At 70.5% G+C, this 13050-nt stretch carries 9 protein-coding genes; 6 read left to right on the top strand and 3 right to left on the bottom strand.

Going from position 1 to position 13050, the window contains the following annotated elements:
- Nucleotides 1-107 precede the first annotated feature (107 nt).
- The 3 genes from ACWD26_RS07695 (at nt 108) to ACWD26_RS07685 (ending at nt 7282) form a co-directional block, all read left to right on the top strand.
- Nucleotides 108-836: a VIT1/CCC1 transporter family protein gene (locus ACWD26_RS07695; protein ID WP_451267294.1), complete on the top strand. Its 729-nt coding sequence runs from the start codon at nt 108-110 to the stop codon at nt 834-836.
- Between the two features lie 394 nt (nt 837-1230).
- Nucleotides 1231-5829, top strand: coding sequence for a glutamate synthase large subunit (gene gltB, locus ACWD26_RS07690; protein ID WP_451267415.1), 4599 nt, complete (start codon nt 1231-1233; stop codon nt 5827-5829).
- Nucleotides 5822-7282 (top strand): glutamate synthase subunit beta, encoded by a 1461-nt coding sequence (locus tag ACWD26_RS07685; RefSeq protein ID WP_451267292.1) that lies wholly within the window; start codon nt 5822-5824, stop codon nt 7280-7282. The genes gltB and ACWD26_RS07685 overlap by 8 nt, the downstream gene beginning before the upstream one ends.
- A 136-nt stretch (nt 7283-7418) precedes the next feature.
- On the opposite strand, the gene ACWD26_RS07680 is transcribed toward ACWD26_RS07685, so the two are convergent.
- Entirely contained in the window at nt 7419-8348 is a 930-nt protein-coding gene (locus ACWD26_RS07680; protein ID WP_451267290.1) for a rhomboid family intramembrane serine protease, read from the bottom strand.
- 155 nt (nt 8349-8503) lie between these two features.
- On the opposite strand from ACWD26_RS07680, the gene ACWD26_RS07675 reads away from it, so the two are divergent.
- Nucleotides 8504-9223 carry a vWA domain-containing protein gene (locus tag ACWD26_RS07675; protein ID WP_451267288.1) on the top strand — a complete coding sequence of 240 codons (720 nt, stop codon included), beginning with the start codon at nt 8504-8506 and terminating at the stop codon, nt 9221-9223.
- 28 nt (nt 9224-9251) lie between these two features.
- On the opposite strand, the gene ACWD26_RS07670 is transcribed toward ACWD26_RS07675, so the two are convergent.
- The gene (locus tag ACWD26_RS07670) at nt 9252-10223 is read right to left on the bottom strand and encodes an acyl-CoA dehydrogenase family protein (RefSeq protein WP_451267286.1); all 972 of its coding nucleotides are present in this window, start codon (nt 10221-10223) and stop codon (nt 9252-9254) included.
- Between the two features lie 69 nt (nt 10224-10292).
- Nucleotides 10293-11432: an acyl-CoA dehydrogenase family protein gene (locus ACWD26_RS07665; RefSeq protein ID WP_451267284.1), complete on the bottom strand. Its 1140-nt coding sequence runs from the start codon at nt 11430-11432 to the stop codon at nt 10293-10295.
- Nucleotides 11433-11585: 153 nt separating this feature from the next.
- On the opposite strand from ACWD26_RS07665, the gene ACWD26_RS07660 reads away from it, so the two are divergent.
- Nucleotides 11586-12374: an SDR family oxidoreductase gene (locus tag ACWD26_RS07660; protein WP_451267282.1), complete on the top strand. Its 789-nt coding sequence runs from the start codon at nt 11586-11588 to the stop codon at nt 12372-12374.
- A gap of 14 nt (nt 12375-12388) precedes the next feature.
- A complete protein-coding gene (locus tag ACWD26_RS07655) occupies nt 12389-13033 on the top strand; it encodes a TetR/AcrR family transcriptional regulator (RefSeq protein ID WP_451267280.1) in 645 nt (214 codons plus the stop codon).
- Nucleotides 13034-13050 lie beyond the last annotated feature (17 nt).

Here is a 13050-nt window from a genome sequence, read left to right as displayed (position 1 = left end):
GGAGAGTGCCTGCCGGGCCACCCGGGTGGACCCGGTAAGTACGGCCTTCCTTGCTGGCAGAAGCGATTTTCCGAGCGTACGTTCGGCGTGAGGGAAGGGGCTTGATCGTGGCGATCATCGACACCGAGGCGGCGCTGCACGAGGCGCATCGCGACAACCACACCCACCGGGATGTGAACGGCGGCTGGTTGCGGCCCGCCGTGTTCGGCGCGATGGACGGGCTCGTGTCCAATCTGGCGCTGATGACCGGTGTCGCGGGCGGGACGGCCGGGCGGGAGGCGGTCGTCGTGGCCGGGCTCGCGGGGCTCGCCGCCGGTGCCTTCTCGATGGCCGCCGGCGAATACACCTCGGTCGCCTCGCAGCGGGAACTCGTCGAGGCCGAACTCGACGTCGAGCGGCGGGAGTTGCGCAAGCACCCCAAGGACGAGGAGAAGGAGCTGGCCGCGCTCTACGAGAGCCGCGGGGTCGAGCCGGGACTCGCCCGGGACGTCGCGCGGCAGCTCTCGCGCGATCCCGAGCAGGCCCTGGAGATCCACGCGCGCGAGGAGCTGGGCATCGACCCCGGTGACCTCCCCTCGCCCACCGTCGCCGCCGTGTCGAGCTTCGCCTCCTTCGCGCTGGGCGCCCTGCTGCCCGTACTGCCCTATCTGCTCGGCGCGAGCACACTGTGGCCGGCCGTGCTGGTGGCGCTCGCCGGGCTCTTCGGATGCGGTGCGGTGGTGGCCAGGGTGACGGCCAGAACCTGGTGGTTCAGCGGTCTGCGACAGCTGGCCCTCGGAGGGGCCGCGGCGGGTGTGACGTACGCCCTGGGCAGTCTGTTCGGAGCGGCCGTATGATGGATCGGATGGCTACGTATGCGCGGGACCGCATAAATAGTCGTTACCAGGCGGTTTCGAATGCTTAACCGCTGGGCATGAGCCGTAAGCGCCGCAGGCAACGACGCCTGCACAGCACCTGAAGTAGTGGGCGACGACGCCTCCTGCGCCCCCCCGGTCGGCCGACACTGATCTGTCCGGTCGACTCCTCCCCTGATCACCTTGATCGCGCTTGATCACGCCACCGTGTGCGGCACCCCCTCCGCACCCGTGGCGTCCGCATGTTGGGACGAAGTATCCGCTTCCCGAGAATCGTTCCATCATGTAACCTGCACGAAATTTTGCACTTTACGCAGAGGGCCAGCGTCGTCCCTCGGCAATTCGCATATGCCAGATGACGACGACGGGAGAGCCGATGCGTACGCCGCGCCAGCCGTCCCAGCACTCCACGAATGGCCAGAAGTGGTCGTTCATGGATGCTCGCCCTGCTGCGCAGGGTATGTACGACCCCCGCAACGAGCACGACGCCTGCGGCGTCGGCTTCGTGGCCACCCTCACCGGCGAGGCGAGCCATGCGCTGGTCGAGCAGGCGCTCACGGTTCTTCGCAACCTGGAGCACCGAGGGGCGACCGGTTCGGAGCCCGATTCGGGTGACGGCGCCGGCATCCTCTCCCAGGTTCCCGACGCGTTCTTCCGCGAGGTGGCCGGATTCGAGCTGCCCGAGGCCGGCTCGTACGCCGTCGGTATCGGCTTCCTGCCCGAGGAGGGCACCGAGGACGCCGTCGCCCGCATCGAGGCCATCGCCGCCGAGGAGGGCCTGACCGTCCTCGGCTGGCGCGAGGTGCCCGTCGCCCCCGAGCTGCTCGGCGCCACCGCCCGCTCGACGATGCCCGCCTTCCGCCAGGTCTTCGTCACCGACGGCACGTCGAAGGACATCGACCTCGACCGCAAGACGTTCGTGCTGCGCAAGCGCGCCGAGCGCGAGGTCGACGTCTACTTCCCCTCGCTCTCCGCGCGGACCATCGTCTACAAGGGCATGCTGACCACCGGCCAGCTGGAGCCCTTCTTCCCGGACCTGTCCGACCGCCGCTTCGCCTCCGCGATCGCGCTCGTGCACTCCCGGTTCTCCACGAACACCTTCCCGTCGTGGCCGCTCGCCCACCCGTACCGCTTCGTCGCGCACAACGGCGAGATCAACACGGTCAAGGGCAACCGCAACTGGATGGTCGCCCGCGAGTCCCAGCTGGTCTCCGACCTGTTCGGCCCGGCGGAGAAGCTGGAGCGGATCTTCCCGATCTGTACGCCGGACGCCTCCGACTCCGCGTCCTTCGACGAGGTCCTGGAACTGCTCCACCTCGGTGGCCGCTCCCTGCCGCACTCCGTGCTGATGATGATCCCGGAGGCGTGGGAGAACCACGACTCCATGGACCCGGCCCGCCGCGCCTTCTACCAGTTCCACTCCACGATGATGGAGCCCTGGGACGGCCCGGCCTGTGTCACCTTCACCGACGGCCGCCAGGTCGGCGCGGTCCTCGACCGCAACGGCCTGCGCCCCGGCCGCTACTGGGTCACCGACGACGGCCTCGTCGTCCTCGGCTCCGAGGTCGGCGTCCTCGACATCGACCCCGCCAAGGTCGTCCGCAAGGGCCGCCTGCAGCCGGGCCGTATGTTCCTCGTCGACACCGTCGAGCACCGCATCGTCGAGGACGACGAGATCAAGGCCGGCCTCGCCGCCGAGCACCCGTACGCGGAGTGGCTGGAGGCCGGGGAGATCGAGCTCTCCGACCTGCCCGAGCGTGAGCACATCGTGCACACCCACGCCTCGGTCACCCGCCGCCAGCAGACCTTCGGCTACACCGAGGAGGAGCTGCGCGTCATCCTCGCGCCGATGGCCAAGGCCGGCGCCGAGCCCATCGGTTCGATGGGCACGGACTCGCCGATCGCCGCGCTCTCCTCGCGCCCGCGCCTGCTCTTCGACTACTTCACCCAGCTGTTCGCGCAGGTCACCAACCCGCCGCTGGACGCCATCCGCGAGGAACTCGTCACCTCGCTGCGCTCCTCGCTGGGCCCGGAGGGTAACCTCCTGGAGCCGACCGCCGCGTCGTGCCGGAGCGTCACCCTGCCCTTCCCGGTGATCGACAACGACGAGCTGGCCAAGCTCATCCACATCAACGCCGACGGCGACATGCCCGGCATGAAGGCCGCCACGCTCTCCGGCCTCTACCGGGTCTCCGGCGGCGGTGACGCCCTCGCCGCGCGCATCGAGGAGATCTGCGCCGAGGCCGACGCCGCCATCGGCAACGGCGCCCGGCTGATCGTCCTGTCGGACCGCCACTCCGACGCCGAGCACGCGCCGATCCCGTCGCTGCTGCTCACCGCGGCCGTCCACCACCACCTCATCCGCACCAAGCAGCGCACCCAGGTGGGCCTGCTGGTCGAGGCCGGTGACGTCCGCGAGGTCCACCACGTCGCCCTGCTCATCGGCTTCGGCGCCGCGGCCGTCAACCCGTACCTGGCGATGGAGTCCGTCGAGGACCTCGTCCGCGCCGGAACGTTCCTCTCCGACATCGAGGCCGAGCAGGCCATCCGCAACCTGATCTACGCCCTCGGCAAGGGCGTCCTGAAGGTCATGTCCAAGATGGGCATCTCCACGGTCGCCTCCTACCGGGGCGCCCAGGTCTTCGAGGCCGTCGGGCTCGCGGACGAGTTCGTCGAGAAGTACTTCAACGGCACGGCCACCAAGATCGGCGGCGTCGGTATCGACGTCATCGCCAAGGAGGTCGCCGCCCGCCACGCCAAGGCGTACCCGGCCAGCGGCATCGCGCCGGCCCACCGCGCCCTGGAGATAGGCGGCGAGTACCAGTGGCGCCGCGAGGGCGAGCCGCACCTGTTCGACCCGGAGACGGTCTTCCGCCTCCAGCACTCGACGCGTACGCGCCGCTACGACATCTTCAAGAAGTACACGGACCGTGTGAACGAGCAGTCCGAGCGTCTGATGACGCTGCGCGGCCTGTTCGGGTTCAAGGCCGGTGACCGTCAGCCGATCTCCATCGACGAGGTCGAGCCGGTCTCCGAGATCGTCAAGCGTTTCTCGACCGGCGCCATGTCGTACGGCTCCATCTCCAAGGAGGCGCACGAGACCCTCGCCATCGCCATGAACCAGTTGGGCGGCAAGTCCAACACCGGTGAGGGCGGCGAGGACCCGGACCGTCTGTACGACCCGGCGCGCCGGTCCAGCATCAAGCAGGTCGCCTCCGGCCGCTTCGGTGTGACCTCCGAGTACCTGGTCAACGCGGACGACATCCAGATCAAGATGGCCCAGGGCGCCAAGCCCGGTGAGGGCGGTCAGCTGCCCGGCCACAAGGTGTACCCGTGGGTCGCCAGGACGCGTCACTCGACGCCGGGCGTGGGCCTCATCTCCCCGCCGCCGCACCACGACATCTACTCCATCGAGGACCTGGCCCAGCTGATCCACGACCTGAAGAACGCGAACCCGCAGGCGCGGATCCACGTGAAGCTGGTGTCGGAGGTCGGCGTCGGGACCGTGGCCGCGGGTGTCTCCAAGGCGCACGCGGACGTCGTCCTCATCTCCGGTCACGACGGCGGTACGGGCGCCTCCCCGCTGACCTCGCTGAAGCACGCCGGTGGCCCCTGGGAGCTCGGCCTCGCCGAGACCCAGCAGACCCTGCTGCTCAACGGCCTGCGCGACCGCATCGTCGTCCAGACCGACGGCCAGCTGAAGACCGGCCGTGACGTGGTCATCGCCGCGCTGCTCGGCGCCGAGGAGTTCGGCTTCGCGACCGCGCCGCTGGTCGTCTCCGGCTGCGTCATGATGCGCGTCTGCCACCTCGACACCTGCCCGGTCGGCATCGCCACGCAGAACCCGACGCTCCGCGACCGGTTCTCCGGCAAGGCCGAGTACGTCGTGAACTACTTCGAGTTCATCGCCGAGGAGGTCCGCGAGATCCTCGCCGAGCTGGGCTTCCGCTCCATCGAGGAGGCCGTCGGCCACGCCGAGACGCTCGACGTGACCCGCGCGGTCGACCACTGGAAGGCGCAGGGCCTGGACCTGGAGCCGCTGTTCCACGTGCCCGAGCTGCCCGAGGGCGCGGTGCGCCACCAGCTGATCGAGCAGGACCACGGTCTGGAGAAGGCGCTCGACAACGAGCTGATCAAGCTCGCCGCCGACGCCCTCGCCGCCTCGGACGCGACCGACGCCCAGCCGGTGCGCGCCCAGGTCAAGGTCCGCAACATCAACCGCACGGTCGGCACGATGCTCGGCCACGAGGTGACGAAGAAGTTCGGCGGGGCCGGTCTGCCCGACGACACCATCGACATCACCTTCACCGGCTCGGCGGGCCAGTCGTTCGGCGCGTTCCTTCCGCGCGGTGTGACGCTGCGCCTGGAGGGCGACGCCAACGACTACGTCGGCAAGGGGCTCTCCGGCGGTCGCGTCATCGTCCGCCCGGACCGTGGCGCCGACCACCTCGCCGAGTACTCGACGATCGCGGGCAACACCATCGCCTACGGCGCGACCGGCGGCGAGCTGTTCCTCCGCGGCCGTACGGGCGAGCGGTTCTGTGTCCGCAACTCCGGCGCCCTGGTGGTGTCCGAGGGCGTGGGCGACCACGGCTGCGAGTACATGACCGGCGGCCACGCGGTCGTCCTCGGCGAGACGGGCCGCAACTTCGCGGCCGGCATGTCGGGCGGTATCGCCTACGTCATCGACCTGAACCCCGACAACGTCAACGTCGGCAACGTGGGCGCCGTCGAGGCCCTCTCCGACGACGACAAGCAGTGGCTGCACGACGTGGTGCGCCGCCACGCCGAGGAGACCGGCTCGACGGTCGCCGAGAAGCTGCTCGCCGAGTGGCCCGTGGCCGTGGAGCGCTTCAGCAAGATCATCCCCAGCACGTACAAGGCAGTGCTCGCCGCCAAGGCCGCCGCCGAGCAGGCCGGTCTCTCCGAGACCGAGATCACCGAGAAGATGATGGAGGCGGCGATCAATGGCTGACCCGAAGGGCTTCCTCAACCACGGGCGCGAGGTCGCCAAGTCCCGCCCCGTCGACGTACGGCTGAAGGACTGGAACGAGGTCTATGTTCCGGGCTCGCTGCTCCCGATCATCTCGAAGCAGGCGTCCCGCTGCATGGACTGCGGCATCCCGTTCTGCCACAACGGCTGTCCCCTCGGGAACCTCATCCCCGAGTGGAACGACTACGCCTACCGCGAGGACTGGGGCGCGGCTTCGGAGCGTCTGCACGCGACCAACAACTTCCCGGAGTTCACCGGTCGCCTCTGCCCGGCCCCGTGCGAGTCGGCGTGTGTGCTCGGCATCAACCAGCCGGCCGTCACCATCAAGAACGTCGAGGTCTCGATCATCGACAAGGCGTGGGACAGCGGTGATGTAGCGCCGCAGATCCCGGAGCGCCTGTCCGGCAAGACGGTCGCGGTCATCGGCTCGGGCCCGGCGGGCCTGGCGGCGGCCCAGCAGCTGACGCGGGCGGGCCACACCGTGGCGGTCTACGAGCGGGCGGACCGCATCGGCGGCCTCCTCCGCTATGGCATCCCCGAGTTCAAGATGGAGAAGCGGCACATCAACCGCCGCATCGAGCAGATGCGCGCGGAGGGCACCCGCTTCCGCACGGGCATCGAGATCGGCCGCGACCTCAAGGCCACGGACCTGAAGAAGCGGTACGACGCCGTCGTCATCGCCGCGGGCGCCACCACCGCCCGTGACCTGCCGGTCCCCGGTCGCGAGCTGAACGGCATCCACCAGGCCATGGAGTACCTGCCCCTGGCCAACAAGGTGCAGGAGGGCGACTTCGTGGCGCCCCCCATCACGGCCGAGGGCAAGCACGTCGTGGTCATCGGCGGTGGCGACACGGGCGCGGACTGCGTGGGCACCGCCCACCGCCAGGGCGCGGCCTCCGTCACGCAGCTGGAGATCATGCCGAGGCCGGGCGAGGACCGTGCCGCGCACCAGCCGTGGCCGACCTTCCCGATGCTCTACAAGGTCACCTCCGCGCACGAGGAGGGCGGCGAGCGGGTCTACTCCGTCTCCACCACCCACTTCGAGGGCGACGAGGACGGCAACGTCCAGTTCCTGCACCTCACCGAGGTCGAGTTCATCGACGGCAAGCTGACCCCGAAGCCGGGCACGGAGCGCAGGATCCCCGCCCAGCTGGTGACGCTGGCGATGGGCTTCACGGGCACGGACCGCGAGAACGGTCTCGTGGACCAGTTCGGCCTGGAGCTCGACGAGCGCGGCAACATCGCCCGCGACGCCGACTTCCAGACCAACGTGCCGGGCGTCTTCGTCGCCGGTGACGCGGGCCGCGGCCAGTCGCTCATCGTCTGGGCGATCGCCGAGGGCCGCTCGGCGGCCCGTGGCTGCGACCGCTTCCTGACGGGCGCGAGCGAACTGCCGGCGCCGATCCGGCCCACGGACCGCTCGTTGATGGTCTGACAGCCCCAGACAAGACGGTGACCCGACGGGTCACCCCGCATACGTCCCGTACAACGGCGTACGGAACACAGACGGCGCCTGCCCGCCAGTCCCCGACCGGACGACTGGGCAGGCGCCGTCGCATGCCCGGGCGCACTCAGCCCGTCATCGCCGCGACCTTCGCGACCGCCAGCACCATCAACAGCGCGAGCATCGCCACACCCGCTCCCGCCTGCACCAGTACCCGTCGCCGGTCGCGAGGCGCGTACGCGAAGGCCAGGGCCACCACCCCGCCGGTCAGCAGGCCGCCGAGGTGGCCCTGCCAGGACGTGACGACCGCCGAGATGATCAGCCACACCAGCAGGCCGGCCATGAAGCGGTTGATGCCCGCCGGGTCGGCGCCCAGGCGGCGGGCGAGGACGTAGTACGCGGTACAGACGCCGAAGATCGCGCCGGAGGCGCCGACCGTGCTCGCGTCGGGGGCGAGGAGGAGGACGAGGACGGAGCCGCCGAGGGCGGACAGCACGTACAGGCTCAGGTAGCGGGCGCGGCCCAGCTGAGCCTCCACCACCCTGCCGACGTTCCACAGCGTGACCATGTTCATCACGATGTGGAGGATGCCGAAGCTGCCCTCCGTGGGCGGGAGATGGAGGAACGCGCCGGTGAGAAGGCGGTACCACTCGCCGTCGATCACGCCTTCGAGCTGGAAGTCGGCCGGGTAGGCGCTCTGCCAGACGTAGTGCAGGCCGTCCGAGCCGAGCAGGCCACGGCCCAGCATCGCGAAGTCGTCCACGATCTCCGGGCGGAGCAGTTCGGCGACGTAGGCCACGACGTTCAGGCCGATCAGGACGTACGTGACCAGCGGGACCGTCGAGATCCGGCCGCCGAAGGCCGTGCGGGCCTGGCGGACCGATCTCGCGCCCTCCTGCACGCACTCCGGGCACTGGTGGCCCACGGCCGCGTCGCGCATGCAGTCCGGGCAGATGAACCGCTCACAGCGGGTGCAGCGGACGTACGACTCCACTTTCGGGTGGCGGTAGCAGGTGGTGATGGCGGGCTCGGACGACGACGGGGACTCGGGTTCCACGGCCGGCTCCTTGAGGGTGCGGGGCTGATGACGAGCCGGTGAGGACGGCGGCGAACAAAATAGCGAACCAGGTGGGGTGCGTGGGGAGGGGGTGGGGTTGTGGAGTGCCTTAGCCTGCGGGTTCCCGCAGGGTTTCGATGCCAGGAGAGCGCCCCATGTCCGCGATCAGCCTCAGCAAGGTCGAGGAGACCGCTCCCGCGCTCGTCGACCTCTACAAGACCGCCGGTGTCTCGCTCAGGAAGCACGGGCTCGGCGGGGCGCGGGCCGCCGTCTACCTCGTCGTCGATCACAGCGGCTCCATGAAGCCCTACTACAAGGACGGCAGCGTGCAGGCGCTCGCCGACCGGGTGCTCGGGCTGTCGGCCCATCTCGACGACGACGGGCGCGTGCCGGTCGTCTTCTTCTCGACGGACATCGACGCCGTGGCCCACATCGACCTGGCCGATCACCGAGGGCGGATCGAGCGGATCGTGGCCGGGCTCGGACACATGGGCCGGACCAGTTATCACACGGCCATGGACGCCGTGATCGACCACTACCTCGACAGTGGCTCCACGGCCCCCGCTCTCGTCGTGTTCCAGACCGACGGCGGGCCCATCAACAAGCTCGCCGCCGAACGCTACGTCTGCAAGGCCGCCCGGCTCCCCCTCTTCTGGCAGTTCGTCGGCTTCGGTGACCCGGACAGCAAGCAGTTCGACTTCCTGCGCCGGCTGGACGAGTTGGCGGTGCCGGGCAAGCGGGTCGTCGACAACGCCGGGTTCTTCCACGCCGGTTCGGATCCGAGGTCCGTGTCCGACGCGGAGCTGTACGACCGGCTCGTGGGGGAGTTCCCCAAGTGGCTGGTGGCGGCCCGGGCTCAGGGCATCGTGAGGTAGGCCCCGGCGGCCGAGGCGTACCGGGAGCTCACCAGCGGCGACCACCACCACTGAGGACCGCGCTCCGGCATACGGCCGGGCTGCCCCACGCCGTCCGCAGCGCGCCGGCCTTGGTCAGCCACAGCGACAGGTCGTACTCCGCCGTGTAGCCGATCGCGCCGTGCAGTTGGAGCGCGGTGCGGGCGGTCGTGTACGCCGCCTCGCAGGCCGTCACCTTCGCGGCGGCCACGTCGGCCGGGTCCAGGGTGACCGCCGCGCCGAAGATCAGCGGACGCGCGAACTCCAGGGCCACCTTCGCGTCCGCCAACCGGTGCTTCACCGCCTGGAACGAGCCGATGGGGACACCGAACTGGGTGCGCTGTTTGACGTACGCCACCGTCCTGTCCAGGAGGGCGAGTCCGACGCCGAGGGCCTGGGCGGCGACCGCGAGACGGGCCCAGGTGAGGGCCCGGGGGAGGGGCGGGTGCGTGGCGAGGAGTTCGCCGCCGGGGGAGAGCGGAGTCAGGCGGCGGGCCGGGTCCAGGGAGGGGCGGATCGGGCCGTGACCGGGCGACAGTCGTAGTTCGGTGTCGCTCAGGGACAGGCGGGTCGTCGCCGCGTCCCCGTCCAGCGCGTACGGCGACGCCGGCGGCGCGACGGTCGCCATGACCTCCCCGGAGACCAGCGCCGGGAGCAGGCGCTTGGCCGGGCCGGGGTCGTCCAGGCCGGCCAGGAGGGCCGCCGCCGTCACCGTCTCCACGAGCGGACCCGGCACCGCGTGCCGTCCCAACTCCACGAAGGCGACGGCCAGTTCGACGGGCAGGGGGCCCATCCCGTCGTACGCCTCCGGCGCGGCCAGCGCGAAGACGCCGGCCTGCGCGATACGGGACCACAGCCCCCGCCCGGCTGCGTGCTCGCCCAGCCCCCAGGCCCGTACGACGGTGGGTGTGCCGGCGGCCGTCAGCATCGCGTCCAGCGAGTCGGCGAACGCCCGCTGCTCGGTGTCCAGGAGGAAGCGCATCAGCGGCGGCCCTTCAGGATGAGGCTGAGGCCACGCATCAGCGGCGGCCCTTCAGAGTGAGGCCGCGCATCAGCGGCGGCCCTTCGGCAGGCCGAGGAGGCGCTCGGCGATGATGTCGCGCTGGATCTCGTTGGTGCCGGCGTAGATCGGGCCGGCGAGGGAGAAGACGTAGCCCTCGGCCCAGTCGGTGTCCGCCGACTCGCCTTCCCCGCCGAGCAGTTCGAGTGCCGTCTCGTGCAGGGCGATGTCGTACTCGGACCAGAAGACCTTGTTCAGGCTGGCCTCGGGGCCGACCGGCGTGCCCTCCAGGAAGCGGGAGGCGGCCGCGTAGGTGAACAGCTGGTAGGCGCGGGCGCCGATCAGGGCGTCGGCCACGCGGTCACCCGAGGCGGCCGGGCACCCTCGCGTATGCCACAGGTCGAACAGGCGGTGCGCGGAGGCCAGGAAGCGGCCCGGCGAGCGCAGCATCAGGCCGCGTTCGTTGCCGGCGGTCGACATCGCGATGCGCCAGCCCTGGCCGGGCTCGCCGATGACGTCCTCGTCCGGCACGAACACGTCGTCGAGGAAGAGCTCGGCGAAGGCCGGTTTTCCGTCGAGGCGGCCTGTAGGGCGGACCGTCACGCCCGGGGCGCGCAGGTCGAACATGAGGTACGTCAGCCCCTGGTGGGGTTTCGGCGTGCCCGGCTCGCTGCGGAACAGGCCGAACGCCCGGTCCGCGAAGGCGGCACGCGACGACCAGGTCTTCTGACCGCTCAACAGCCAGCCCCCGTCCGTACGAAGGGCCCGGGAGGTGAGGGACGCGAGGTCCGAACCGGCCTCGGGCTCCGACCACGCCTGGGCCCACACCACCTCGCCGCAGGCCATCGGCGGCAGCACGCGAGCCCGCTGCTCCTGCGTACCGTGGTCGAAGAGGGTCGGGGCGAGGAGGTTGATGCCGTTCTGGCTGACGCGGCCCGGGGCGCCCGCCGCGTAGTACTCCTCCTCGAAGACCAGCCGGCGCAGCAGCCCCGCGTCGCGGCCGCCGTACGCGGTCGGCCAGTTCACCACCGACCAGCGGCCGGCGGCCAGTTCGGCCTCCCAGGCGCGGTGGGCGGCGAAGCCCTCCGCGGTCTCCAGGGACGGGAGCGGCTCGGGCGGGACATGGGCGCGCAGCCATGCGCGCGCCTCGGCGCGGAAGGCCTCGTCGGCGGGGGAACGGTCGAGGTCCACGGGTCACCTCTCCTTGCCTGACACGATGCTGCCTGACAGGCGGCCGCCGCGCTGCCTGACACAGCGCTGCCTGACACCGCGCTGTTGACGAAACGCTGCCGACGACAACGCTCGGCCTTCCCTAACAAGTGTTTGGTAGGTTAGCGTGCCGCCATGAAGAACGTCGAGGGTCCGACGTACGTCCCCGGGCACGGCCTGCTCGGCGGACGCACCGCCGTGATCACCGCGGCGGCCGGCGCGGGCATCGGCGGAGCGACCGCCCGGCGCTTCCTGGAGGAGGGCGCCCGCGTGCTCATCAGCGACGCCCACGCCCGTCGGCTCAAGGACTACGAAGCCGAGCTGGCCGGGGAGTTCGGGGCGGAGTCCGTCGGGGCGGTGCCGTGCGACGTGACCGACGAGGAGCAGGTGCGGGCGCTGTTCGACCAAGGTGTCCAGCGGCACGGACAGCTCGACATCGTCGTCAACAACGCGGGCCTGGGCGGCACCTCGGACCTCGTCGACATGACCGACGAACAGTGGTCGAAGGTGCTGGACGTGACGCTGAACGGCACGTTCCGGTGCACCCGGGCCGCGCTGCGCCTGATGCGGCAGAGCGGTGGCGGCGTGATCGTCAACAACGCCTCCGTCGTCGGCTGGCGCGCCCAGGCCGGGCAGGCGCACTACGCGGCGGCGAAGGCCGGCGTGATGGCGCTGACCAGGTGCGCGGCGATCGAGGCGGCCGAGTACGGGGTGCGTGTCAACGCCGTGTCGCCGAGCCTCGCCATGCACCCGCACCTCGTGAAGGTCACGACCCCCGAACTGCTGGAGGAGCTGACCGCGCGGGAGGCCTTCGGGCGGTACGCCGAACCCTGGGAGGTGGCCAACGTGATCGTGTTCCTGGCGTCGGGCTACTCCTCGTACCTGACGGGCGAGGTCGTGTCCGTCAGCAACCAGCACCCCTGAGGACAATGAGCAGCGTGCCGACCAACAAGAAGCCCCGGGCGACCACCGCCGCCAAGCCGGCTGCCGCCAAGCCGGCCGCCGCGCCCGCGCGTCGACGGGAACTCCTCGACAAGGCCGCCGCGGTCTTCGCCGACCTGGGCTACAACGCCACCACCGTCCGCAGGATCGCGGACGACGTGGGCATGCTCGCGGGCAGCCTCTACTACTACTTCGAGTCCAAGGACGCGATGCTCGAGGAGATCCTGCGGACCTTCCTCGATGAACTCTGGGAGCAGTACGACACCGTCCTGGACGCCGGCCTCGGCCCTCGGGAGACCTTCGAGGCCCTGGTCACCGAGTCGTTCCGGGCGATCGACCGGCACCGCGCCGCCGTCGCGATCTACCAGAAGGAAGCCAAGCAGCTGGTCGCGCTGGAGCGGTTCCTGTTCCTTGACCGGTCGCAGCGCAGGTTCGAGGAGACATGGCTGGCCACGCTGGAGCGCGGGGTCGCCGCCGAGGAGTTCCGGGCCGACCTCGACACGAGGGTCACCTACCGGTTCGTGCGCGACACCGTCTGGGTCGCCGCGTCCTGGTACCGGCCGAGCGGACAGTACAGCCCGGAGCAGATCGCCCGGCAGTACCTGTCGATGGTGCTGGACGGGATCGCCGTACGCACATAGCCACGTAACTCATCGGA

It is taken from the genome of Streptomyces sp. NPDC002787 (assembly GCF_053592095.1).
This window is presented reverse-complemented; position numbering and strand designations above follow the sequence as displayed.

Excerpts from the sequence above, each read along its gene's own strand:
- gltB (WP_451267415.1), top strand. The coding sequence starts at position 1,231 with ATGCGTACGCCGCGCCAGCCGTCCCAGCACTCCACGAATGGCCAGAAG.
- ACWD26_RS07685 (WP_451267292.1), top strand. The coding sequence starts at position 5,822 with ATGGCTGACCCGAAGGGCTTCCTCAACCACGGGCGCGAGGTCGCCAAG.
- ACWD26_RS07675 (WP_451267288.1), top strand. The coding sequence starts at position 8,504 with ATGTCCGCGATCAGCCTCAGCAAGGTCGAGGAGACCGCTCCCGCGCTC.
- ACWD26_RS07670 (WP_451267286.1), bottom strand. The coding sequence starts at position 10,223 with ATGCGCTTCCTCCTGGACACCGAGCAGCGGGCGTTCGCCGACTCGCTG.
- ACWD26_RS07660 (WP_451267282.1), top strand. The coding sequence starts at position 11,586 with ATGAAGAACGTCGAGGGTCCGACGTACGTCCCCGGGCACGGCCTGCTC.